We start from the raw sequence: 23123 nt of genomic DNA, 5'->3' as shown, positions 1-23123 counted from the left end.
TATGTTTTCGCATTACTCAGTTTTTTTATAATTTTTTAGCTAAAATCGAGTATCCTTAGCGCCAAATTTTGGGACATTTTAACCATGGCGCTTAAAGCAACAATTTATAAAGCAGATTTGAATATTGCCAATATGGATGAGCATATTTACGGTGGTTATCAACTCACACTGGCTTTGCATCCTTCTGAAACTATAGAACGATTAATGGTTCGTTTAATGGCTTTTGCCCGTTTTGCAAGTGATGAACTTGAGTTTACCAAAGACCTTTTTGAAACTGATGAACCCGCGCTATGGCAAAAGGATTTAACAGGTCAGCTAGAAACATGGATTGAAGTGGGTTTACCTTCAGAAGATAAAGTCAAAAAAGCCAGTGCGCGTTGTAAAAAAGTTGTAATTGTTGTCTATGGCACACAAGTCGAAGAGTGGTGGAAGAGAAATAGCAAAATTAAAACGTTAAGTAATGTTCAAGTCTGGCAGCTTGCGCCCGCGAGCACAGTAGAGCTAGAAAAACTATGTGAACGTACCATGCAGCTACAGTTAAATGTTATGGACACAGAATGGACCCTTTTAGGTGATAAGGGGCAGGCCAATGTGGTGTGGACCCAGTTACAGTAAAATAGAAAAGCGCAACAAATTCGACAGATTCAATTGGTACACTAGGCACCAGTTGCTATTTAGAAATTCGATTCAAGGGGTAAACCATGTCAAATGAATTAGAAATTATCGACTTAAAGATAGGCGAAGGCAAAGAAGCTGTTAAAGGCGCTTTAATTACCACTCACTATACAGGTTGGTTAGAAGATGGTACCAAATTCGACTCTTCAATTGATCGCGGTAATTACTTTGAGTGTGTGATTGGTACAGGTCGTGTCATTAAAGGCTGGGACCAAGGTATCATGGGAATGAAAGTTGGCGGTAAACGTAAATTAATCGTACCTGCTCATTTAGCATATGGTGAGCGTAAAATGGGTAAGATTATTCCAGCCAATTCTAATTTGATTTTTGAAATTGAATTGTTTGATGTTAAAACCCGAGACTAGTGAAAAATTTGAAGCCCTTTAGGGGGCTTTCTTGTTTATATGAGCTTTAAATATAAATACATTCATAATTTATATTTTAGCTTTTTGAATATTTAAGCTTATTTTCAGGTTATTTGATTATAAATGCTGACTGAAAAACTGTTCATTTGTGGGCAGTGTGATATTAAGACCAAATTTCAGAAAATTTGCGTCCTAACATCAAATTTCACATAAATAATCTATATTGTTATTGAGACGCTATTTCATGACTATCCGCTTTGCATCTCCTTTGTTGAATCTTACGCTTGGATTAGCCCTTACTGGCATGTCTGGTATGGCATTAGCTAAACCACAAAAACTCGATGCTTCAACACTTACGGTCATTGGGTATCATGAAATTACTGATACAAAAAATGCAATGATTCCTGAGTATGCGGTCACGACTCAACAATTTACTCAGCATGTTGAATGGTTACAAAAGAATGGCTTCCATTTTATTACTGTTGATCAGTTAATCCATGCACATCAAGGTAAATATCGACTGCCGACTAAGCCAGTATTATTGACGGTAGATGACGGATATCAATCTTTTTATCAAAATGCATATCCTGTAATTAAAGCTAAAAAGATTCCTGTTGTTTTAGCAGTGGTCGGTTCATGGCTAGAGCCAAAATCCGGTCAGAAGGTTGATTTTTCTGGTGAAGAAATTTCACGTGATAAAATCTTGAGCTGGAATGAGCTAAAAGAGATGCAAGACAGTGGTCTGGTTGAAATTGCGAGCCATAGCTATCATTTGCACCGCGGTATTACGGGCAACCCTCAAGGTAATTCAGAACCTGCGGCAACCACACGTTTTTACGATATTAAAACTCAAAGCTACGAAAACGACGAACAATATCAGGCTCGTATTTATAATGACCTGAAAAAGAATAATGAATTACTTAAAGCCCATGGCTTACGTTCGCCTCGTATTATGGTATGGCCATATGGTCGCTATAATATGCAAACCATTCAAATTGCGAAAAACCTTGGAATGCCTATTACCATCACACTTGATGATGGGGCAGATCATGCTAAACAGTCTTTACAAAATATGAGCCGTATTTTGGTCGAAGGTGGAATGACAACTGATGATTTATCTCAGGAAATTAAAAGTCGTGAATTAAATCTGACAGATAATAATCGTCCTCAAAAAATCATGCATATTGATCTGGACTATATTTATGATCCAGATCCGAAACAACAAGAGCGTAATTTAGGACACTTGTTAGATCGAATTAATGGAATGGGTGTAAATACCGTTTATTTACAGGCATTTTCAGACCCCGATGCCAATGGTTCTGCTGATATGGTTTATTTCCCAAACCGCCATATTCCAATGCGTGCAGACTTGTTTAACCGTGTGGCGTGGCAAATCCAGACACGCACACCTGTAAGTCGTATTTATGCATGGATGCCATTATTGGCATGGGAATTACCAAAGACTGATCCTGTTTCTAAAGACTTGGTGGTGACTCAGCAGGAGAAAGCAGGTGAACACCTGAACATGGGCTATATCCGTTTGAGTCCTTTCTCGCCAGAAGCCCGCCAAACAATTCGTGAAATTTATCAAGATTTGGCAAAATCAACGCCGTTTAATGGCATCTTGTTCCATGATGATGTGACATTATCTGATTATGAAGATGCAAGCCCTGATGCGTTAAAAGCCTATGCGAAACATGGTTTGCCAACAGATTTGGCCAAGATTCGTGAAAATGATCAAGACTTGCAAAAATGGACAGCGTTTAAGACCAGATACCTTGATGATTTCGCTATGGAGTTGGTTGAAGATGTTCGACAATATGAGCCATTCTTGCTGACTGCACGTAATTTATATGCGCAAGTGGCTTTAAAACCATATGCTGAAAACTGGTATTCTCAATCTCTTGAAGAATCATTAAAGCGTTATGATTTTACAGCCATAATGGCAATGCCTTATATGGAGCAAGTAGATAATGCGGATCAATTCTATAAAGATATGATTGATCGGGTAAAACAATACCCGAATGGCATCAAGAAAACCGTTTTTGAATTACAGGCAACCGACTGGCGTAAAAACGAAAAGGTACCTTCAACTGAAATGGCAGCAACAATTCATTCTCTTTATCAGCAAGGTGTAATGCATGTCGGTTATTACCCAGATGACCCAATTAAAGATCATCCAGATGTTGACGTGATGCATAAAGCATTTGCTGAAAAATCATCTCGTCTTGTGCCGTAGTCGGGGCTGAAACATGACAATCTTTGCTGCGATATGGTCGCATGCCTTAAAATTCGTTTTTTATTATCCATTATTCATGTCGTATTTATGGATGATGGGGGCGATCATTTTCTATTGGAAAGAACGTCAGGCTCCAGCTTATGATCAACCAGCTCCATTAGAAAGTTATCCAAAAGTCGCTGTATTAGTTCCTTGTTTTAATGAAGGGGATAATGCAGAAGAAACCATTAGCCATGCTTTAAAACTAGACTATCCTCATTTTGAAGTCATCGCGATTAATGATGGTAGCTCCGATAATACAGGTGAAGTACTTGACCGTTTAGCAGAACAACATAAAAAATTACGTGTTGTTCATTTGGCTCAAAACCAAGGTAAAGCCATGGGGTTACAAGCCGGAAGCTTAATGACCGATGCCGAATTTTTAATTGGTATTGACGGTGATGCTTTACTTGATCCACATGCAGCAAAGTGGATGATTCGTCATTTTCTTAAAAATCCGACTGTTGCTGCGGTTACTGGAAACCCACGTATCCGCACTCGCTCAACTTTATTAGGGCGTATTCAGGTCGGTGAGTTTTCTTCGATTGTAGGTATGATTAAACGTGCACAACGTACTTTTGGTCGCTTGTTTACCGTGTCAGGTGTAATTACGGCTTTTCGTAAAAGCGCCGTTCACCAAGTCGACTATTGGTCACCTAATATGTTGACTGAAGATATCGATATTACTTGGAAATTACAGCGTGCAGGTTGGGATATTGAGTTTGAACCGAATGCCTTGGTCTGGATTTTAATGCCTGAAACCTTAAATGGGTTGTGGAAACAACGTTTACGTTGGGCAATGGGTGGCGCACAAGTATTAATTAAAAATATTGATGTGTTCACCAAACCAAAATTGAATTTTTTATGGCCTTTAATGTTTGAGCTTTGCTTAACTTTAGTCTGGTCATATTTAATGCTAGCGATGGCTATATTGTGGTTGGCACATTTTATTTTACCGGTACCAGCACTAGCCGTTGTGAGCTCTCCATTTTTACCGTATGGTAGCGGTATTTTATTGGGGGCAACCTGTCTAATTCAGTTTGCTTTAAGCAAATGGATGGATAGTCGTTATGAACCAAACCTAGGAAAAAACTATTTCTGGATGATCTGGTATCCATTGGTCTTTTGGTTAATTACGGTTTCGGCAACCATTGTGGCATTTCCAAGAGTCTTACGACGTGGGGATGAGAAACGAGCACGTTGGGTGAGCCCGGATCGGGGCATTCGCTAGATGAAATGCAAAAGTCATGAGATTTTAAAGATCGTGCTGTATTGATGTCTGGGGAAAAACCACAGCACTTCGTTAGGTAAAGAGAGAAATGAAGACAGATTCGTTGATTATTGATTTACGCCGTCAATTACCATGGCATAAACGCTATGCTTCTACAACAAGCACAGCCATGATGTGGGCGGTTTGGTTGTTGTTGTGGCGTCCGTTCGTGTTTGTATGGCTATTGGTTGAACTGCAAAAAACACATTTGGTACACCGTTTATTTAGTGCCTTTGGTTTAGGAATTGAACATGGCCTTACAGCATTAATTGCTTGTGCAATTTGCTTATTGTTGTGGAGCCATGTACTACCGGAGCGCCGTGTCGGTGGTAGTGCGCTTAAAGCAAAACAGACTGATGATTATGCTCGCTACTTCGATTTACCAGAGCTTGAAATCGAGCAGGGGCGTAGCCAAAAAATTACCGTAGTTCATCATAATGATGAAGGTAAGATTATTCGGGTTGAATAAGCCTTATTAATCAAATAAAGCCCACTTTAAGTGGGCTTTATTTTTATGAACTGAGAAATCCAAGAATACGTTGTTTGACTTGATTAATATAAAACTCATCATGGGTGACACGGTACATCAAGATCGCACCTTCATAATCAGCAATACTTTGTTTTGCTAAAATCTCTGCTTGATCTTGAGCAATGCACTTTGCAAAAATAGACTGAATTGAAAGTTGCCAGTCCTGAAAAATGCTGCGTACTTTGGCTAAAATTTTAGGTGAGCCATATGCTGCTTCCATAGAAATGATACCTATTAAGCAGCCGTTAACACCTTGTGTAAAAAAATGAATAGCACGCTCATGCATTTGCTCAAACCGTTCAATTGCAGAGCAGTCAGAATTTGCTGTGCTTTGAAATAAAGAATGGATTAAATACTGATGAGTGCCATTCAACACTTCAAGCAATAGTGCTTCTTTGTTTGGATAATAATAATAAAAAGAAGCTTTGGTTAGGCCGCAAGCCTTTGCCAGCATGTCCATACTGGTGCCTGCGTAACCATAGGTTTTAAACTGCAAAGCACAGTGCTTGAGCAATTCTTCTTTCGCAAGTTTCTGCGGTCTCATCTTAAATTATCCAAAATATAAATCAGGCTTTTACCAAATCATCAAAAGTGGTGCGGACTTTACTCCAGATCTGTTCAGCACCTTTTTTAAAGTAGCCCATGTGCCCAATGGTTTTCATTGAAACATCTTGTGGTTGAAGGCTAATGTAGGTGACCGGAGCTTGTCGATAATATTGCATAAATGCACGGCAAGAAGTCGGTAAAGCCCAGTCATCATCAAGGGCAGAGGTTGCATAAACTGGTATTTTAACTGAGGCATATTGCTTAATTAAATATTGCTGTTCTGGGTCAGCAAAAAAATACTTAGGATTTTTACACCACTTTCGCCATTGTTTATACACATTTAATGGCAAGTCAGAACCCATATTAAATTTGCTCCAAGGTAAATAACCTGTCACCGCAACAATAGGCGGAAACACGATATTCCAGACCACTTGAACTTTAAAACGTTCTTTGAGTGGCATATAGCCATGCCAGCCAGCCCCAGTGCCAAAGGTGTAGCAGGCCAATAATTTATCATGATTAGGTAATAGCCCTAATGCATGCCCGCCGTAAGAATGACCCACCATTAAAAGTGGTAGGGGTTCTTTTGACAAATATTCAATGGCACCTGCTAAATCGAGTTTGCCCCAGTCGAGGTAAGACATATCAAAGCCTTTTAAAGATTTGGGACTCGATTTCCCCACACCGCGATAATCAAAGGTAAATACTTGATAACTATATTGCGTCATATATTCAGCAAAGCGACGGTAAAACTCGTGTGGTACGCCAGTAGCTCCGGCAACGACAATATTGGCTTTAGCTGGTGTCGTCGTAAAGTAACGTGTGCCGTAGAGTTGATAGCCATCTAAAGCTGAAAATTGTACATTTTGGCTAAGCTGTTCGTTCGTTTGAGTTGCTAATTGCATTGCTTTTCTCTTTATTTTTCTAGCGTGATGAAAGTTATTTACCTTTAAAAACAGGAGGTCTTTTTTGCAACATGGCAAAAACTCCTTCTTGTACATCTTCAGTTTTTAATAAGGGATGAAGATGATTTTGTAACTGACTAAATGCAGCTTGATAACCTTCATTAATGGCTTCACGTGCTGAAGCTAGGGTAGCTTTTACCGCGAGTGGAGCCGCTTGAGCGATATGTTCAGCTAACTCGATGGCACGGTTGAGCTCCGTACCTTCAGGGCAAATTTCTGTAATCAGGTTCATATCCAAGGCGGCTTTTGCATCAAAAGGGTCACCTGTCAGTAAATAGCGCATGGCCTTGGCCCAACCCGCGGCTTGAGTAAAGCGTGCTGTTGCCCCACCAAAAGGTAAGATTCCGCGTTGAACTTCCATTTGCGCAAACTGAGTGTTTTCACTTGCTAAAGCAATGTCTGCGTTCAGAAAGAGTTCAATACCAGCGGTATAACAATAGCCTTGTACCGCAACAATTAAAGGTTTACTCAGTTTTCGACCCACGGTGCCCCATGGGTTAACTTCTTCATCATTAAAATCAAAAACACCTGTGGCAAGTTTAGGTTGTAACTCTACGAGGTCTAATCCAGCTGTAAAATGGTCACCATGGGCAAAGATTACTGCACAGCGCAGCTCATCATTATTTTCATATTCGGTGAGCGCTAGTGATAAATCTTTAATCAGGTGGCTATCAAAGGCATTTCGTTTTGCTGCCCGATCTAGCCCAATTAAAAAAATATGTCCGCAAGTTTCACGGCTAACTTTTCCTTCTTGATTTGACATGTCGTGATGTCCTTTATTTGTCTTTAATAAGTTTTTAAACGATCGTTAGAAAACTGTCAAATACAATTTATAGACTACTTCGTAAACAAAAATAGAAGGAAGGATCAAAATAAAACTAAACTTTTATTCTTAAGATTAATATAAATATGAGGGGGTAGAATAACCTGATGAGTGGTCCCAATCAGGTTATCAAACATTATGTTGGACGACGTGAATACATAACTAGTCCTAGGCATAACAGGGTTAAACCTAAAATAAGGTGTGAGCTGAGCTGTTCATGGTTGAACCATGTTCCCCAAAATGTAGCGAGAACAGGGGTAATAATGGTAATGAGCAACACAGTGGTCGGTTGTAGTACCTTAATGAGTTGATAATAAAAAATCATGGCAAGCACAGATGAAAAGACTGCACTATAAAAGACTGCTATTGAAATTTTCAGGCTTGGGAATTCAGTTGGAAGATGTGACCAAAAGAAAGGTAATAGACATACATAACCTACCCATGAAACAAGGGTGGCACCTGTCATTTGTGTAATTGGAGGAATATGTGCTCCGACAGATTTTACGGCAAAAGTCGACAATACATAAAACAGCATCGCAATCAGTTCTAATATAATACCGGTGCGGTTGAACTGAAAACCTGATGAAGATAGTCCTAAAGTAAAGCTCATCCCGACCAGAGCAATACCGAGCCCAAGCCACTGCCATGCCGAAAAACGTTCACGCCTTAATAAAAAAGAGCTGATGAGTCCAGACACTAACGGAGAAGTACCGTAAATAATTGAAATAATGGCAGAGGGGACTTTATCTGCACCCATGTAGCAAAAGGCCATAGAACCAAATAAGCCAATAGCTCCGGCACAATAACTTAAAACAGCTTTTTTACTAAAGATGAGTTTTAAACAAAAAAATCGTAGACAGAGTAAGGCAATAGGAATTGCCAAACTGAATCGAATAAATAACCCCCATGCCCAATGAATTTCTTGTACTGTCCACACGGCTGCGAGTGGGGTAAGCGACCAAATCATGACGACAGCAATAAATTGACCGGCTGTAGCGAGGCGAGTTGGAGTTAAAGAGGGTGCTACAGCCGGCTGAGTCTGCGGGGTGGAAATACTCTGTTGTTCAAATAACGGCTTCATATAAAGCTCCAGAAAGTTTGGTTTTTGTGTTTTAAAAGGTCATAAAAAAAGCCGCGTTTTATGGCGGCTTGTTATGAAAATCAGGGGGTATATTACAAATGGAATATCTTGATTTTCTCATCCAAAGCGCCCGATTGTCCAAAATAAGGACGTCGCCAATCGGCCATAGAGACATTGACCTCTAAGGCATATAATTGATGAACCAGACATAAATGGGCTTTAGATAAAAACATGATAAGTATATTAAAATATAGAGGATATTTTTATAACACAGAAATAGAAAAGTACAAATTATATTCAAGCATGAACCACAGATTTTTTGATTTCAAATTAGCAGTTTGCTTAAGCTGATATTTTTCTCATAATACCTCGTCGAATTGATCTCTATAAGAAGCTGTTCTTATGTCACCTCTAGAAATTTTTGCAGTCTTGATTAGCCTAATTGGAGTTGGATTAACTGTTATTAGGAATATGTGGTGTTGGCTGTTTAATTTCTTTGCCTTTGTTTTATATGCATATTTGTTCTACGAATTTAAGCTTTATGGTGAAACGATTTTGCAGTTCTTTTTCATGGTCGTAAATTTTTACGGTTTTTACTACTGGTTTAAGGGAAAGCAGCAAGATCATGACATTCGGATTGAACCAATTGCAGTTCAAAAAGCAATTTTTCAAATGATTATTGCGGCGGTAGGTGGCTTACTTTTTGGATTGATTCTCAAAAACTTTACCGATGCAGCGGTGCCAATGCTCGATTCGCAGTTAGCAGCGTTTAGTTTACTCGCAACCTATTGGACTAGTCGCAAGCATATTGCAACATGGGTACTTTGGGTCTTTGTCGATATTATTTATGTAGGCATGTTTATCTATAAAGATTTATTTTTAACTGCTGGATTATATGCAGCGTTTGTTTTAATGGCTGCTTATGGTTGGTATCAATGGGAAAAGGTGAAAAGAAAACAAGCAACTATTACTCAATAATACGACCGACTTCATGAGAAGACAAAATGGGAATTTCAATGTTATTGAGTTTAGATGATTATAAGTGTCAGCAGTTTGACGAGGCAGCCGCAAAAATAATGGCAGAGCCACAAAACTATGGTGAATTTGATTCTGTGTCCGATTTTTATAAAGCAGCTTGGTTAAATGAGTTCCCGAAAGGTACAACAGTTTCAGCCACAGGACTAGATGATGGCGCAGAAGAGTTTTATGCTGTTATTGCCTTTAAATCTCAATACTTACAGATTGATGTAACCGATAAAACTAAGTTCAGTTTTAAAAATCAACAAGGTAATGTGATCACTACACTTGTTTGAATGATTTTTTGAAAAGAAAAAGGCGATTTTAAAGCGCCTTTTTAATAAATAAATTTTGAAATTTTATTTGCTGTTTCCACAACTAAACTTGCGATATCGTCTTTAAACGTTCTTTCATCATAGGTGGTAATTGGGCAACTCACTGAAATAACAGCCACCATTTTACCATTTGACTGTTTAAAGATAGGCGCCGCGCAGGCCGCCATATCGTGATTATAATGACCCCAACTCACCATAGTTTTTTGTGTTTTTACATAAACCAGTCTTTGCAATAACGTTTTTAAATTAGTCGGAGTAAGTTCAGAGAAGCTATCCCAGTCGTTAAAATTACGATAACGCTGTCGTACTTCAGTTTCCGGTAAATCTGACAATAACATTTGACCAATCACGGTTGCATGGGCAGGCCAACGCGTACCTAAGCTAATGTTACTGGTGAAGGTACCCATAGATTGAATGTTATTTACAAAGACAATGTGAGTGCCTTCTAAAATAGAAAGATGAACAGCCAATTTAGTTTGGTCACGTAGTTCTTTCATTAAAGGTGTCGATAAATCAAGTAATGAAAGTTTAGATAAACTGTTAAAACCTAGCTCCATTACTTTTGAATCGAGTGCATAAGTTTTTTGAGAGGCTTTTCTTAAATAGCCACAAGATTCGAGTGTATAGATCAGACGAAATGCACTAGAACGGTTCACTTCTAAAATTTCAGCAATTTCAGTAATTGTCATTTCTTGTGCTTGTTGATTAAAAGCTTGCAAGATGGCTAAACCTCGAACAAGTCCGGGTACTAAATATCGATCATCATTTTTTGTTGTTTCTGATTCTTGTGAATCTTCTTCAATTGTTAGGCTCATTCGTGTCTTTTTCCTATAAATAAAACAAGGTTCAATTTGGGGCATGCTGCTTTATTTTAGAACTATTGTAATTGTTAAAAATACATAAAACAATTTTTATATTTAAAACTTTGTTTCCTGTTTGAAACGTAACAAAATATTTAAATTTTATTAAGATGATGAATTATCTATCTATTTTTACTTTGACAAAAAATGATCAAGGGTATTATGCTTAACCCATGTTTTGAAAATCAAATTATGTTTTGTATATAAAACAAAATGAGGACGCAAGGTATGAGTTGGATCTCAATTTGTCAGCAGGGTGACGTTAGCGAAGATGAGCCGAAAGCCATCGAAATTGAAGGGAAGAAAATTGGCGTATTTTTCGTCGATGAAAATTACTTTGCGATTGAAAATGTTTGCCCTCATGCATATGCCTTATTAACCGAAGGATTTATCGAAGATCAAACTGTTGAATGTCCATTGCATGAAGCAATTTTTGACATTCAGACAGGTGAGCTAAAAAGTGGGCCTGGGTGTAGAAACCTATGCACGTACCCAGTTCGTGTTGAAGGGCAGGATATTCAAATTCAACTCTAGTCCTCACATGTACAAGGAAGCAGAACAATGAAGACATTTAATGAAAAGTTGGCAAGCTGGATTCATGCAACGCCGGCAACCGATGCAGGTATCAACAATATTCAAATTCCTGGTCAACCAGAATTGTTGGTTTGGCAAACACGTTATAAAGAACCAACCGTCTACGAACAAGACTTTGTAAAGAACTTGATTCAGGCATTTTCTGCGGGCGCAACAGCATTAGATGACGTTGTTTCTGCACTTAATCAGCAGGGTTTCCGCTGTGAATCTGGTGATGAATGGACTTCTGCGAGCTTTACAGAAGAAATGCAACGTTTAGGTTATTAATTCAAGGAAGAATAAAATGAACGCAATCGTATCAGCTTCACAAAGCGCTGAAGAATATTTAGAACTCGGTTTACGTGATCAATGGCATCCGGTTTTAGCAAGTTGGGAAGTGGCTGCTAATCCGGTCGGAATTACCCGTTTGGGTGAAAACATTGTGGTTTGGCGTGATGCCGAAGGTCAGGTACACGCACTTGAAGACCGCTGTCCGCACCGTGGTGCTCGTCTTTCATTAGGCTGGAACTTAGGTGATCGAGTTGCTTGTTGGTATCACGGTGTTGAAGTTCGTGCTGATGGTGTGGTTGCAGATGTACCAGCCGTTCACGAATGTCCGATGACAGGAACAAAATGCCTAAAAAGCTATCCAGTTAGTGAACAGCATGGCGCAATCTTTATTTGGTTTGGTATCGACGCAAATGAACAGCCAAAACCGCTTGAGTTCCCAGAACAACTTGCAAGCGAAGAGTGGAGTGCATTCCTTTGCCAAGCGGACTGGAAAGTAAACCATCAATATGCAATTGATAACGTGATGGACCCAATGCACGGGACCTATTTACACGCGACATCGCACTCGATGGCAGATGGTGAACGTACCGCAGAGATGAAGCATCGCACGACTGACAATGGTTTTGTTTTTGAAAAAGAAGGCCAAACTGGTGTGAACTTCGACTGGGTTGAATACGGTTCGACAGGTGCAAGCTGGTTACGTCTTTCAATTCCGTACCGTAAACAATTTGGTCCGGGTGGTGAATTCTGGATCGTGGGTTATGCAACACCAATTGATGCTAACAATACTCGCGTATTTTTCTGGCGCTGCCGTAAAGTAAGTGGCTGGCAACGTAATGTATGGCGTTTCTTATATCGCAATCATTTAGAGCAGTTGCATTGGGATGTGCTGGAACAGGACCGCATTATTTTAGAAAATCTTGCACCAAATGCGCGTGAAAGAGAATTCTTATATCAACACGATGTTGGCCTTGCTCGTTTACGCCGTTTAATGAAGAAAGAAGCTGAAAAGCAATTAAAGAAAATTGCTGCGCTAAATGCATCAAACCGTATCGAGATGCAGGAAAAAGCTCATGGCTAATGTAGCGTTGCTGCAAGGCAAAAAAGTTTTAGTGACTGGTGCTGCACGTGGTTTAGGGCGAGATTTCGCTCAAGCGATTGCTGAAGCTGGTGCTGAGGTTGTCATGGCAGATATTTTGTCTGAGCTTGTTCAACAAGAAGCACAGAACTTACAGAAGCAAGGACTTCAAGTTCATGCAGTCACCGTTGACCTTGCCGATGCGACCTCGATTGAAAATGCGGTAGCAAAAAGTGTTGAGCTGTTAAAAGGGCTAGATGGCCTTGTGAACTGTGCGGCGCTTGCAACCAATGTCGGTGGAAAAAATATGATTGATTATGATCCTGAACTTTGGGATCGAGTCATGAATATTAATGTAAAAGGCACATGGCTAATCAGTAAGGCATGCGTTCCACATTTAAAGCAGTCGGCTGCTGGCAAGATTGTGAATGTTGCATCAGATACTGCTTTATGGGGTGCACCGAACCTAATGGCTTATGTGGCAAGTAAAGGTGCAATCTTTGCCATGACACGTTCCATGGCAAGAGAGTTGGGGCAGTTCAATATCTGCGTCAACACGTTGTCTCCGGGTCTGACTTTGGTTGAAGCAACTGAATATGTACCGCAGGAACGTCACGATTTATATGTCAACGGAAGAGCGATTCAACGTCAGCAACTTCCACAAGATTTAAATGGAACAGCATTGTATCTACTGTCGGATTTGTCCTCTTTTGTGACAGGTCAAAATATTCCGGTCAATGGCGGTTTTGTCTTTAACTAAGGAGTAGTCAAATGATTACAGGGATCGAGATTTTAAAGTTTGGAGTTGAAGATAGAGCCGCTTCAAACAAGTTTTTGGCAGATTTTGGTTTAAGCCAAAGTGCTTCTGATATTAAAGGCACTGATTTATATCAGACTCAAAACGGCAGCAAGATTTATCTATTTAATTGTGATGATGACCGTTTACCAGCTGCTATTGAACAAGGTTCAACTTTACGTGAAGTCACTTGGGGTGTTGATCATGCTCAAGACCTTGAAGACTTGGCAGGTCGTTTAGCTGATGTAAATGGTTTTGCGCGTTCAGAAAACACGGTGCAATGTATTGACCCTAATGGCATGACCATTCGTTTTGAACAAAGTTTTGTGAAAGATGTTCAAGAACTTAAAACGGAAGGCATTAACCAATATGGCAACATTCAACGTGTCAATGCGGCAAGTCCTGTCTATGAAAAAGGTCAACCTGTTGCGATTGGACACGTAGTGTTCTTTACACCAGATTTGGCAGCAACTGAAAATTTCTATATTGAAAAAGTAGGCTTTCATTTGTCTGATGCCTACAAAAATCGTGGTGCATTCTTACGTTGCCGCGGTAAAGGTTATCACCATGATTTATTCTTGCTTAGTGTGCCAAATAAACCTGCTGGTCTAAATCATGTTGCATTTGTCGTACGTGATATCCATGAGGTGATTGGGGGCGGTTTAAATATGAATCGTTCGGAATGGTCAACCTTTATTGGACCGGGACGTCACCCAATTTCTTCTGCTTATTTTTGGTACGTCAACTCACCATTAGGCGGTGCATTTGAATATTACACCAACGATGATTATTTGACAGAAGAGTGGCAACCACGTGTAGAAGAACATCGTCTAGAGCTTTTCACCGAGTGGGCGATTGAGGGTGGTCTTGATGACACAACCCGCCGTCAGGTGAAGCCTGTTTAACAGGTATTGCTGAACAAGGAAGATGGCTATGGAAAAGATCGTAATTGTAGGTGCCGGACAGGCAGCGGGTTGGGCAGTAAGTACCTTACGCCAAAATGGTTATGCGGGCGAAATTCATGTGGTTTCAAATGAAGATCAAGTGTTTTATGAGCGTCCGCCACTGTCTAAGCAAGTACTTTCAAAAGAAGCAACTTATGAAAGTTTGAATCTGTTTTCTAATGAGCAGGTTCAAGAGTTCAACGTTCAATGGCACAAACCAGAAATTGCAACAAAAGTCGATCGTGAGCAAAAACAGGTTCATCTCGAAAGTGGTCAGGTTTTGTCCTATGACAAATTACTGATCGCAACTGGAAGCCGTGCTCGTGTACCAGTCAATACATGGCAGTTCATTCCAAATGTGGTGACTTTACGTAACGTGCATGACTGTGAACGCTTGGCCGAAATTTTAAAGACTGCAAAGAATGTTGCTGTAATTGGCGGTGGCTGGATTGGTTTAGAAATTGCCGCAACTGCGCGTAAACAAGGTAAAGACGTTCATATTTTTGAATATGGCGACCGTTTATGTGCAAGAAGCGTGAGTCCGGAAGTCTCTGCATTTTTAAAAAATATGCATGAAACCCAAGGTACAAAAATTCATTTAGATAGCAAAAGCCTGCATTTGGTTGAAGCACCTCGCCAGAAAGTTGAAGTGGTGAACCATCCACAAAATAGTCAGTTATTTGACTGTGTGGTGGTGGGTGCGGGTGCCGAGATTGCTAAAGAGCTCGGTGTTCATGCGGGCCTCGATGTGAAAGATGGCATTGTGGTGAACTGCTTTGGACAAACTTCCGATCAAAACATTTATGCCGCGGGCGATGTCGCGATTCACCCAGCTTTGGGTTATTGCATTCAGTCTTGGGCAAATGCACAAAATCAGGCAATTGCCGCAGCAAAGTCTATGCTGGGTATTGAAACTGAATATAGTGATATTCCATGGCTTTGGTCTGATCAATATCACTTTAATATCCAGATATTAGGTACGTATCAACCTGAAAAAACGAAAGAGTTAGTGATTCGCCAAGGTGGTGAAGATCAGGTGAGTTATTTATATCTAGACCATGAAAATCGTTTGCTCAATATGATTGCCATTAATGATTCTAAATTGGTCAAACTGGCAAAACGTTGGATGCAAGCCAACACCGTTTTAGAACCAAAACTGTTAGCAGATTCTGAATTTAATGTCATGAAGTTAAAACCGTAAACATTAAATCTGGTTCTCATTACCAAATCGAAGGAATGACACATGAGTAATGAAGAAAAAAGTGGATTGAAGCATTGGGTACCTGCTTTTGTCCTTATGGTGTGCGTGGTACTGGCATTTTTCGACAAGATTAGTATTGCGGTTTTATTTTCAGATCCTCACTTTCAAAGTGCAATGGGAATTGATGAAGATAAGGCCAAACTGGGATGGCTCATGACAAGTTTCTTACTTGCTTATGGTTTTTCATCAGTCTTTCTAAGCTTTTTGGGTGACATTTTTAACCCAAAGAAAATGCTGTTTTGGAGTGTAACTTCATGGGGCTTACTCATGTTTTGCATGGGGTTCACCACCAGTTATTCAGGCATGTTGATTTTACGTGTACTGTTAGGTTTAGCAGAGGGTCCGTTATTTGCCTTGGCTTATACCATTGTTAAACAGACTTACACAGACCGTCAGCAGGCACGTGCTTCAACCATGTTCTTACTTGGAACACCAATTGGTGCATTCCTTGGGTTCCCAATCACTGCAAATGTTTTAGCACACCACGACTGGCACACCACTTTTTTTGTGATGGCTGGGTTAACGCTAATCGCTATTTTCAGCATTGTTTTCGGTTTGCGTAATTTGCAACTTAAGAAAACCGTCGAAATTGAAGGCGAGAGCAAACGTACCAATTTCAAAGGCCATATTGCCAATACCAAGGTACTTTTGAGCAATAGAGCATTCTGGCTGGTTTGTCTTTTTAACATTGCATTGATGACTTATTTATGGGGCTTAAATAGCTGGGTTCCTTCTTACTTAATGCAAGACAAAGGCTTCAATCTCAAAGAGTTTGGAATGTATTCAAGCTTTCCATTCATTGCCATGTTAATTGGCGAAGTGATCGGCGCATTTTTATCTGACAAGTTGGGCCGCCGCGCAATTCAAGTCTTTAGCGGTTTATTACTAGCAGGCATTTTCATGTATGTGATGGTCATCATGACCGAGCCATTATTGATTATTGCAGCGATGTCTTTAAGTGCGATGGCTTGGGGTTTTGGAGTGGCCGCTGTATTTGCTCTGCTTGCAAAAGTAACGACCTCAAATGTAGGGGCGACCGCAGGTGGAATATTTAATGGTCTAGGCAATTTTGCTAGTGCAATTGCGCCTGTACTGATCGGTTACATCGTGATGCAAACACATAGTTTTAATCTGGGAATTACCTTCTTGGCTGCTGTCGCTGTCATCGGGTCATTGTTCTTGGTTCCTTTATTAAAACGTTATTAATTCACTGTATAGGAGTTTAAAAATGACTACACAACAATTCGAATCGTGGACACAACCGGAAGGTGCTTCTTTAGAAGATTGGTTAAACACTCGTATTGCTCGCTTTGACACTCGTAAATATGACTTTGAAGCTTTGAAGTTCCAAGCCGATTACGACCCTAAATATCGCCGTGCGCAAATGCGTTACATGGGTACGGGGGCGACAGGAGTTGCAGATGACAGCAACACTGTACCAGCAGAGAACTTTACTTTTTCAACAATGGTACTGCCGCCTCAGTGTGAAGGTCCTTTGCACATTCATCATGATGTTGAAGAAGTCTTCTTTATGCTCCGCGGTGAGATTGACCTATTTATTGAACACAACGGTGAAAAATTTCAAACCCGTTTAAAAGAGCGTGACCTGATTTCAATTCCACCGGGAATATACCGTGGTTTATTTAACCCAGGTCAAGATGATGCCTTGATGTGCGTAATGTTAGGAACAGGTAAACCAACAATTCCAAACTATCCACCAGAGCATCCATTGTCTCAAATCAAACGTTAAGCGTTTGATGATGTGAGTTAAGGGAAAGGAATGAAAATGATGACACTCATTGAAAAGTTAGCAGAATTTCCAGTTAAAACGGTGACTGTACAAGGCCAGCAACAAGCATATCGAGAAGCCGGTCAGGGCGAATACCTCGTGCTGTTACATGGCATTAGTTCAGGTTCTGCTTCTTGGGTGAACCAACTTGAAGTGTTGTCTCATCATTTTCATGTCATTGCCTGGGACGCACCAGGCTATGGCAAATCAGATGAATTATTAACTGACCAACCAAATGCCAAAGATTATGCAAAGCGTTTGGCAGCGCTATTTGAAGTTTTAAAAATTGAAAAAGCCATTGTTGTTGGCCACTCACTAGGTGCCTTACAGGCGAGTGCATTTGCTGCACTTTACCCAGAACGAGTAGAGCATTTGGTGATCGCCAATTTGGCTCAAGGCTACCAACGTCAAGATGAACAAACACAAATTCAGGTTTTTGAAAAAAGACCAAAAATGTTTAAAGAGTTAGGCGCTAAAGGTATGGCTGAAAGCCGTGGGCCTCATTTGATTTATAAACAAGAGCCACAAGCTTTAGCTTTAGTATCAGAGGTGATGCAGCAGTTGACCTTAAAGGGTTTTACACATGCATCTTACTTACTTGCCTATGACGAAATACGTAATTATTTAACAGATTTAAAAGTCCCATGCACAGTGATTGCAGGGCAGCAAGATCAAATCACTCCTGCGTTAGGTATACAAGAGCTTGCTCAGGAATTGCAGTTGGAACAGCACTACATCATCCAAGATGCAGGACATTTAAGTTATGTCGACCAACCGCAAGCATTTAACCAAATTATGTTGACGATTCAGGAACAATCGTAAGAGAGATTAAGGATTATGAGCTTCCAAGTTGAAGGAAAAGTTGCAGTTGTTACGGGTGGCTCCTCTGGGATTGGGCTGGCTGCTGTTGAAATACTGGTTGCAGAGGGTGCAAAAGTAGCTTGGTGTGGTCGTGATGAAGAACGTTTAAATGCTTCTAAGCACTATATTTTAGAAAAATATCCGCATGCCAATATTTTTACCAAAGCCTGTAATGTGTTGAAAAAAGAAGAAGTTCAACAATTTGCCAAAGACGTAAAACTCAATTTGGGCAATGTTGATATGCTGATTAACAATGCTGGACAAGGCCGTGTTTCAAATTTTGAAAATACGCAAGATGAAGACTGGATGAAAGAAATTGAGCTGAAATATTTCAGTGTGTTGCATCCGGTTCGGGCTTTTCTTGAAGATTTAAAACAGTCGGCAAATGCTTCGATTACCAATGTGAACTCTTTACTGGCGTTACAACCAGAGCCACACATGATTGCGACTTCATCAGCACGAGCGGCGTTGTTGAATCTGACGCATTCTTTGGCTCATGAGTTTACTCAGTATGGTGTTCGTGTGAACTCAATTTTGCTTGGGATGGTTGAATCTGCACAGTGGAAACGACGTTATGAAACTCGCTCAGACTTAAATCAGTCATGGGAAGAGTGGACAGGCAATATTGCTAAAAACCGCGGTATTCCAATGCAACGTTTAGGCCGCCCTGAAGAACCTGCTCGTGCTTTAGTTTTCTTGGCATCGCCATTGGCATCGTACACCACAGGTGCGGCACTCGATGTCTCAGGTGGTTTTAATAAACATTTATAAATATCAGGTGCTGTCATGAAAAAGTTGATGATGATTGGTTTTGGCGCAATGGCAGCAGAAGTGCATGCTCACTTGCCTCAAGATTTGCAACTGAAATGGATTGTCGTACCGTCTCGTAGCGTTGAAAAAGTTCAATCACAAGTGTCTTCAGAGATTCAGGTGATTTCAGATATTGAACAATGTGATGGTGCGCCAGACTATGTCATTGAGGTGGCAGGTCAAGCAGCAGTGAAAGAGCATGCTCAAAAGGTTTTAGCGAAAGGTTGGACCATAGGCCTGATTTCGGTTGGAACTTTGGCTGATAGCGATTTTCTGATTCAGCTCAAACAAACAGCTGAAGAAAATAATGCCCATCTGCATTTACTCGCAGGTGCCATTGCTGGCATTGATGGTATTTCAGCAGCCAAAGAAGGTGGTTTGCAAAAAGTCACTTACAAAGGCTGTAAAAGCCCAAAAAGCTGGAAAGGAAGTTATGCAGAGCAATTGGTCGATCTAGATCATGTTTCTGAAGCTACGGTCTTTTTTACCGGAACTGCTCGTGAAGCTGCCATGAAATTTCCAGCAAACGCCAACGTCGCTGCAACGATTGCACTTGCCGGGCTTGGAATGGATGAAACCATGGTCGAGTTAACCGTTGATCCAACCATCAACAAAAACAAACACACCATTGTGGCAGAAGGCGGCTTTGGGCAAATGACCATTGAACTGGTTGGCGTGCCGTTAGCAAGTAACCCGAAAACATCAACTTTGGCTGCGCTTAGCGTGATTCGTGCTTGTCGCAACAGTGTCGAAGCAATACAGATTTAAGAAGGATTTGACCATGGCAAAGGAAATTTATATTGCAGGTGAATGGCGTTTGGGCCGCGGTGCGGTCATCCAAAGCCTGTTTCCGGCAGATCAGTCTGTCAATGCAGAGATTTCAACGGCAACGCTTGAAGATGTGAATGAAGCAATTGAAAAGGCTGATCAGGCTTGGCGTCAACCCAGCTGGAGAAACAGTTTACCGCATGAGCGCGCACGTATTCTTTACAAAGTTGCAGACATTATTGAAGCACGTGTAGATGAATTGGCAAAACTTCAAACACGCGATAACGGTAAGCCTTTAACTGAAACTCGTGGTTTGGTGATGAGTGCTGCGGCAACTGCACGTTATGTTGCAGCAGCATGTGAAACGCTGAATGATGAGTTAACCACTCAACGCGCTCCAGACTTTATGACCATGAGCGTGCATGAACCTGTAGGTGTTGTGGCAGCAATTACGCCTTGGAACTCTCCAATTGCAAGTGAAGTTCAAAAGCTTGCTCCAGCTTTAGCAGCAGGAAATGCCGTGGTGCTAAAGCCAGCAGAAGCAACATCACTCATTGCTTTAGAACTTGCCAAAATTTTTGAAGAAGCAGGTTTACCTAAAGGCTTACTCAGTGTGCTAGTTGGTCGTGGTTCTGTCGTTGGTGATGCAATTGCTCAACATCCGTTGGTTCGTAAAATCTCTTTTACGGGAGGAACAACCACGGGTCGTCATTTGGCTCATATTGCAGCGGACAAACTCATTACCACTTCGCTTGAGCTAGGTGGAAAATCACCAACAATCGTTTTGCCAGATGCCGATGTAGAACTTGCTGCTAAAGGCGTAGCCTACGGTATTTTTAGTTCGGCAGGCCAAGCGTGTATCGCAGGTTCTCGCTTGTTTATTCATAGCAGTCTTTACGATCAGTTTTTAACGCGTCTGGTTGAAATTACCAAAGGCTTACGCGTGGGCCATCCTGAACAGGCTGGTGTGCATTTAGGGCCATTAGTCAATGACAAACATTTGCAGTCGGTTGATCGCTATGTGCAGCTTGCTAAAAGCGAAGGTGGTCAAGTTTTGGTGGGTGGCGAAGCATTAACAACGGGTGACTATGCCAAAGGCAGTTATTACTTACCCACCATTATTACGGGTTTAAGTAATAGTGCCCAAACCTGTCAGGAAGAGATTTTTGGCCCTGTTTTAGTCGTCATGAAATATGACAACGAACAAGATTTGATTGCTCAAGCCAATGACAGTTGTTTCGGTCTTGCAGCAGGCATCTGGACTGAAAGCTACCGTAAAGCTTGGCGTATTGCACGTGTGTTAGAAGTCGGAACAGTGTGGATTAATACCTACAAAAAGTTCTCGATTAGTGCGCCGTTTGGTGGCTTTAAAGACAGTGGTATTGGGCGCGAAAAAGGCCGTTTGGGCATTTTATCGTACATGCAGCAAAAGAGTATTTATATGGGGCTGAATGAACAGCCTAACCCTTGGTGCGACTAATAGATTCAAGGACTGAAAACAAATTTTGAGGAACAGACATGACTGAACGTGTAAATGTAGGCGAAGCAATCGCAAGAGTTTTAGAAGCGCACCAAGTTGAGAGTATTTATGGTGTTATTTCCATCCACAATTTACCTATTGCTGACGCAGTAGGGCGCCGTGAAAAAATGCGCTTTGTTGCTGCGCGTGGTGAAGCGGGTGCAGTAACTATGGCAGATGCTCATTCACGCTTTAAAGGCTTGGGTGTAGCACTGACCAGTACTGGTGCTGGGGCAGGTAATGCAGTGGGTTCACTCATTGAAGCAATGAATGCAGCTAGTCCTGTATTACATTTAACAGGTCAGGTTGAGCGCGAATATCTTGACCGCGATGCAAGCTTCATCCACGAAACTAAAGATCAACTTACGTTTTTACGTGCATCAAGCAAAGCAGCATTTCGCATTACCAGTCCTGACAATGCAATTGGTATAATTCGTGAAGCCATCCGTGTAGCAACAACAGTTCCAATGGGGCCGGTAAGTGTTGAGTTGCCAATTGACGTACAAGCGGCAGAAATTGATTTGCCACTTAACCTTGGACCAGTCAAAGCATTGCAATTACCACAAGCGGATCAAGCTGAAATTGATCTTCTTTTGAGTGAAATCAAAAAAGCAAAACGCCCAATTTTCTGGATTGGCGGTGGAACTTTAAATAGCGTTGCCGAAGTCAAAGCAATTGCAGATTTAGGTATTCCAGTTGTGTCATCTACACACGGTCGTGGCGTATTGGCAGATGATCATCCACGTAGTTTAGGTGCATTCCATAACTCGGCAGCGGTTGAGCAGTTATTAAAAGATGCTGACTTAATGGTTGTGGTAGGTTCTCGTTTACGTAGTAATGAAACCAAAACTTATTCGGTTGAATTCCCTGAAAACATTATTCAGGTTGATGCCAATCCAGTGGCTCAGCAACGTAATTACAAAATTCGCAACTTCATTTGTGGCGATGCCAAAGATGTCTTAACACGTGTGTTGGAACAGCTTCAAGGTACTTCAAAAGTTGATGCCGATTACGATGCGGCTGTAGTTGCTGCAAAACAGGCTGCGATTGATGCGTTGCGTAAGCAAATCGACCAATACGCTTTAATTTGTGATCACTTGCGTGCAGCTTTACCTCAAGATGGCATTTTTGTACGTGACATCACCATGTCAGGTAGTACATGGGGCAGCCGCTTATTCCCTGTACAAGCACCGAACCAAAATATTCACTCACTCGCTGGTGCAATTGGTTTAGGTCTTGCAACTGCAATCGGTGCTTCGGTTGCCAATCCTGATAAAAAAGTGATTGGTTTGGTCGGAGATGGTGGCTTAATGCTTGGCATTGGCGAAATTGCAACCATGGTGCAAGAAAACACCAATATGGTCTTAATGATTATGAATGACGGTGGTTATGGTGTAATGCGTGGCATTCAAAACAATTACTTTGGTGGTCGTCAGTATTTCAATGAATTGCATACACCAGACTACAAACTTCTTGGCGAATCAATGGGGGTCAAGAGCTGGAAAGTCGGTAGTGCAGATGAGTTTAAAACTGTTATTCAAGAGGCGGTTGCATTCGAGGGACCGACCGTGATTGAGCTCGATATGAACTCGATTGGCCCATTAAACTTTGCGGGTCCACCGCAAAAGAAACTGTATTAACCAGTTTGGATGGTTTAGTACATATGCGATGGGAGCTGCTAAGCCATCC

25 protein-coding genes are annotated in these 23123 nt (G+C 41.0%); 20 read left to right on the top strand and 5 right to left on the bottom strand.

Annotation, left to right across the window (positions count from 1 at the left end):
• Nucleotides 1-84: 84 nt before the first annotated feature.
• From MSG66_RS16375 to pgaD, 5 genes are all read left to right on the top strand, one after another.
• Entirely contained in the window at nucleotides 85-615 is a 531-nt protein-coding gene (locus MSG66_RS16375; RefSeq protein WP_324654629.1) for a YaeQ family protein, read from the top strand.
• Nucleotides 616-701: 86 nt separating this feature from the next.
• The gene (locus tag MSG66_RS16370; RefSeq protein ID WP_004641710.1) at nucleotides 702-1040 is read left to right on the top strand and encodes an FKBP-type peptidyl-prolyl cis-trans isomerase; all 339 of its coding nucleotides are present in this window, start codon (nucleotides 702-704) and stop codon (nucleotides 1038-1040) included.
• A gap of 244 nt (nucleotides 1041-1284) precedes the next feature.
• The gene (gene pgaB / locus MSG66_RS16365; protein WP_324654628.1) at nucleotides 1285-3279 is read left to right on the top strand and encodes a poly-beta-1,6-N-acetyl-D-glucosamine N-deacetylase PgaB; all 1995 of its coding nucleotides are present in this window, start codon (nucleotides 1285-1287) and stop codon (nucleotides 3277-3279) included.
• Between the two features lie 13 nt (nucleotides 3280-3292).
• Nucleotides 3293-4549 (top strand): poly-beta-1,6-N-acetyl-D-glucosamine synthase, encoded by a 1257-nt coding sequence (gene pgaC, locus MSG66_RS16360; RefSeq protein WP_324654627.1) that lies wholly within the window; start codon nucleotides 3293-3295, stop codon nucleotides 4547-4549.
• 88 nt (nucleotides 4550-4637) lie between these two features.
• Entirely contained in the window at nucleotides 4638-5057 is a 420-nt protein-coding gene (gene pgaD / locus MSG66_RS16355) for a poly-beta-1,6-N-acetyl-D-glucosamine biosynthesis protein PgaD (RefSeq protein ID WP_324654626.1), read from the top strand.
• Between the two features lie 43 nt (nucleotides 5058-5100).
• On the opposite strand, the gene MSG66_RS16350 is transcribed toward pgaD, so the two are convergent.
• The 4 genes from MSG66_RS16350 to MSG66_RS16335 form a co-directional block, all read right to left on the bottom strand.
• Complete coding sequence (locus MSG66_RS16350; protein ID WP_133974916.1) at nucleotides 5101-5661, bottom strand: TetR/AcrR family transcriptional regulator; 561 nt, start codon at nucleotides 5659-5661, stop codon at nucleotides 5101-5103.
• Nucleotides 5662-5683: 22 nt separating this feature from the next.
• Nucleotides 5684-6568 (bottom strand): alpha/beta fold hydrolase, encoded by an 885-nt coding sequence (locus MSG66_RS16345; RefSeq protein WP_324654625.1) that lies wholly within the window; start codon nucleotides 6566-6568, stop codon nucleotides 5684-5686.
• A 34-nt stretch (nucleotides 6569-6602) separates the two neighbouring features.
• Complete coding sequence (locus MSG66_RS16340) at nucleotides 6603-7391, bottom strand: crotonase/enoyl-CoA hydratase family protein (protein ID WP_324654624.1); 789 nt, start codon at nucleotides 7389-7391, stop codon at nucleotides 6603-6605.
• Nucleotides 7392-7587: 196 nt separating this feature from the next.
• Entirely contained in the window at nucleotides 7588-8532 is a 945-nt protein-coding gene (locus MSG66_RS16335) for a DMT family transporter (protein ID WP_324654623.1), read from the bottom strand.
• A 402-nt stretch (nucleotides 8533-8934) separates the two neighbouring features.
• On the opposite strand from MSG66_RS16335, the gene pnuC reads away from it, so the two are divergent.
• Entirely contained in the window at nucleotides 8935-9510 is a 576-nt protein-coding gene (pnuC, locus tag MSG66_RS16330) for a nicotinamide riboside transporter PnuC (protein ID WP_133974909.1), read from the top strand.
• Between the two features lie 38 nt (nucleotides 9511-9548).
• A complete protein-coding gene (locus tag MSG66_RS16325; protein ID WP_133974907.1) occupies nucleotides 9549-9845 on the top strand; it encodes a hypothetical protein in 297 nt (98 codons plus the stop codon).
• A gap of 41 nt (nucleotides 9846-9886) precedes the next feature.
• Here MSG66_RS16325 and MSG66_RS16320 read toward each other — a convergent pair whose 3' ends face one another.
• The gene (locus tag MSG66_RS16320) at nucleotides 9887-10699 is read right to left on the bottom strand and encodes an IclR family transcriptional regulator (protein WP_133974905.1); all 813 of its coding nucleotides are present in this window, start codon (nucleotides 10697-10699) and stop codon (nucleotides 9887-9889) included.
• 273 nt (nucleotides 10700-10972) lie between these two features.
• Here MSG66_RS16320 and MSG66_RS16315 point away from each other — a divergent pair, with 273 nt between their 5' ends.
• Genes MSG66_RS16315 through MSG66_RS16255 form a run of 13 tightly spaced genes read left to right on the top strand, consistent with a single transcriptional unit; the run spans nucleotide 10973 to nucleotide 23074 of the window.
• A complete protein-coding gene (locus MSG66_RS16315) occupies nucleotides 10973-11278 on the top strand; it encodes a non-heme iron oxygenase ferredoxin subunit (RefSeq protein WP_003653126.1) in 306 nt (101 codons plus the stop codon).
• A 27-nt stretch (nucleotides 11279-11305) separates the two neighbouring features.
• Nucleotides 11306-11605, top strand: coding sequence for a recombinase-like helix-turn-helix domain-containing protein (locus MSG66_RS16310; protein WP_042898183.1), 300 nt, complete (start codon nucleotides 11306-11308; stop codon nucleotides 11603-11605).
• A gap of 16 nt (nucleotides 11606-11621) precedes the next feature.
• Nucleotides 11622-12689: an aromatic ring-hydroxylating dioxygenase subunit alpha gene (locus MSG66_RS16305; protein WP_324654622.1), complete on the top strand. Its 1068-nt coding sequence runs from the start codon at nucleotides 11622-11624 to the stop codon at nucleotides 12687-12689.
• Nucleotides 12682-13446, top strand: a complete 765-nt coding sequence (locus MSG66_RS16300; RefSeq protein ID WP_324654621.1) for an SDR family oxidoreductase — start codon at nucleotides 12682-12684, stop codon at nucleotides 13444-13446. Before MSG66_RS16305 ends, MSG66_RS16300 begins: the two co-directional genes overlap by 8 nt.
• Nucleotides 13447-13457: 11 nt before the next feature.
• Entirely contained in the window at nucleotides 13458-14387 is a 930-nt protein-coding gene (locus MSG66_RS16295; protein ID WP_324654620.1) for a VOC family protein, read from the top strand.
• A 28-nt stretch (nucleotides 14388-14415) separates the two neighbouring features.
• The gene (locus MSG66_RS16290) at nucleotides 14416-15627 is read left to right on the top strand and encodes an NAD(P)/FAD-dependent oxidoreductase (protein WP_324654619.1); all 1212 of its coding nucleotides are present in this window, start codon (nucleotides 14416-14418) and stop codon (nucleotides 15625-15627) included.
• A gap of 42 nt (nucleotides 15628-15669) precedes the next feature.
• Entirely contained in the window at nucleotides 15670-16893 is a 1224-nt protein-coding gene (locus MSG66_RS16285; RefSeq protein ID WP_042898188.1) for an MFS transporter, read from the top strand.
• A gap of 22 nt (nucleotides 16894-16915) precedes the next feature.
• On the top strand, nucleotides 16916-17437 hold the full coding sequence (locus tag MSG66_RS16280) for a cupin domain-containing protein (protein ID WP_042898189.1): 522 nt from the start codon (nucleotides 16916-16918) through the stop codon (nucleotides 17435-17437).
• 36 nt (nucleotides 17438-17473) lie between these two features.
• Complete coding sequence (locus MSG66_RS16275) at nucleotides 17474-18298, top strand: alpha/beta hydrolase (RefSeq protein WP_324654618.1); 825 nt, start codon at nucleotides 17474-17476, stop codon at nucleotides 18296-18298.
• A 15-nt stretch (nucleotides 18299-18313) separates the two neighbouring features.
• Nucleotides 18314-19108, top strand: a complete 795-nt coding sequence (locus tag MSG66_RS16270; protein WP_262472836.1) for an SDR family oxidoreductase — start codon at nucleotides 18314-18316, stop codon at nucleotides 19106-19108.
• Nucleotides 19109-19123: 15 nt separating this feature from the next.
• Entirely contained in the window at nucleotides 19124-19915 is a 792-nt protein-coding gene (locus MSG66_RS16265) for an aspartate dehydrogenase (RefSeq protein WP_017391722.1), read from the top strand.
• 13 nt (nucleotides 19916-19928) lie between these two features.
• A complete protein-coding gene (locus MSG66_RS16260; RefSeq protein WP_262472837.1) occupies nucleotides 19929-21395 on the top strand; it encodes an aldehyde dehydrogenase in 1467 nt (488 codons plus the stop codon).
• Nucleotides 21396-21433: 38 nt separating this feature from the next.
• Nucleotides 21434-23074, top strand: a complete 1641-nt coding sequence (locus tag MSG66_RS16255) for a thiamine pyrophosphate-binding protein (protein WP_133974885.1) — start codon at nucleotides 21434-21436, stop codon at nucleotides 23072-23074.
• Nucleotides 23075-23123 lie beyond the last annotated feature (49 nt).

The organism is Acinetobacter sp. IK31, from assembly GCF_035615195.1.
In the GTDB taxonomy this organism is placed as follows: Bacteria; Pseudomonadota; Gammaproteobacteria; order Pseudomonadales; family Moraxellaceae; genus Acinetobacter; species Acinetobacter calcoaceticus_C.
This window is presented reverse-complemented; position numbering and strand designations above follow the sequence as displayed.

Bases quoted from the DNA above. Each gene is read 5' to 3' on its own strand.
- pgaB (WP_324654628.1), top strand. From the start codon at position 1,285: ATGACTATCCGCTTTGCATCTCCTTTGTTGAATCTTACGCTTGGATTA.
- pgaC (WP_324654627.1), top strand. From the start codon at position 3,293: ATGACAATCTTTGCTGCGATATGGTCGCATGCCTTAAAATTCGTTTTT.
- MSG66_RS16280 (WP_042898189.1), top strand. From the start codon at position 16,916: ATGACTACACAACAATTCGAATCGTGGACACAACCGGAAGGTGCTTCT.
- MSG66_RS16295 (WP_324654620.1), top strand. From the start codon at position 13,458: ATGATTACAGGGATCGAGATTTTAAAGTTTGGAGTTGAAGATAGAGCC.
- MSG66_RS16265 (WP_017391722.1), top strand. From the start codon at position 19,124: ATGAAAAAGTTGATGATGATTGGTTTTGGCGCAATGGCAGCAGAAGTG.
- MSG66_RS16260 (WP_262472837.1), top strand. From the start codon at position 19,929: ATGGCAAAGGAAATTTATATTGCAGGTGAATGGCGTTTGGGCCGCGGT.
- MSG66_RS16310 (WP_042898183.1), top strand. From the start codon at position 11,306: ATGAAGACATTTAATGAAAAGTTGGCAAGCTGGATTCATGCAACGCCG.
- MSG66_RS16255 (WP_133974885.1), top strand. From the start codon at position 21,434: ATGACTGAACGTGTAAATGTAGGCGAAGCAATCGCAAGAGTTTTAGAA.
- MSG66_RS16320 (WP_133974905.1), bottom strand. From the start codon at position 10,699: ATGAGCCTAACAATTGAAGAAGATTCACAAGAATCAGAAACAACAAAA.
- MSG66_RS16270 (WP_262472836.1), top strand. From the start codon at position 18,314: ATGAGCTTCCAAGTTGAAGGAAAAGTTGCAGTTGTTACGGGTGGCTCC.
- MSG66_RS16340 (WP_324654624.1), bottom strand. From the start codon at position 7,391: ATGTCAAATCAAGAAGGAAAAGTTAGCCGTGAAACTTGCGGACATATT.
- MSG66_RS16315 (WP_003653126.1), top strand. From the start codon at position 10,973: ATGAGTTGGATCTCAATTTGTCAGCAGGGTGACGTTAGCGAAGATGAG.
- MSG66_RS16285 (WP_042898188.1), top strand. From the start codon at position 15,670: ATGAGTAATGAAGAAAAAAGTGGATTGAAGCATTGGGTACCTGCTTTT.
- MSG66_RS16370 (WP_004641710.1), top strand. From the start codon at position 702: ATGTCAAATGAATTAGAAATTATCGACTTAAAGATAGGCGAAGGCAAA.
- pgaD (WP_324654626.1), top strand. From the start codon at position 4,638: ATGAAGACAGATTCGTTGATTATTGATTTACGCCGTCAATTACCATGG.
- MSG66_RS16305 (WP_324654622.1), top strand. From the start codon at position 11,622: ATGAACGCAATCGTATCAGCTTCACAAAGCGCTGAAGAATATTTAGAA.
- MSG66_RS16300 (WP_324654621.1), top strand. From the start codon at position 12,682: ATGGCTAATGTAGCGTTGCTGCAAGGCAAAAAAGTTTTAGTGACTGGT.
- MSG66_RS16335 (WP_324654623.1), bottom strand. From the start codon at position 8,532: ATGAAGCCGTTATTTGAACAACAGAGTATTTCCACCCCGCAGACTCAG.
- MSG66_RS16290 (WP_324654619.1), top strand. From the start codon at position 14,416: ATGGAAAAGATCGTAATTGTAGGTGCCGGACAGGCAGCGGGTTGGGCA.
- pnuC (WP_133974909.1), top strand. From the start codon at position 8,935: ATGTCACCTCTAGAAATTTTTGCAGTCTTGATTAGCCTAATTGGAGTT.
- MSG66_RS16350 (WP_133974916.1), bottom strand. From the start codon at position 5,661: ATGAGACCGCAGAAACTTGCGAAAGAAGAATTGCTCAAGCACTGTGCT.
- MSG66_RS16375 (WP_324654629.1), top strand. From the start codon at position 85: ATGGCGCTTAAAGCAACAATTTATAAAGCAGATTTGAATATTGCCAAT.
- MSG66_RS16345 (WP_324654625.1), bottom strand. From the start codon at position 6,568: ATGCAATTAGCAACTCAAACGAACGAACAGCTTAGCCAAAATGTACAA.
- MSG66_RS16275 (WP_324654618.1), top strand. From the start codon at position 17,474: ATGATGACACTCATTGAAAAGTTAGCAGAATTTCCAGTTAAAACGGTG.
- MSG66_RS16325 (WP_133974907.1), top strand. From the start codon at position 9,549: ATGTTATTGAGTTTAGATGATTATAAGTGTCAGCAGTTTGACGAGGCA.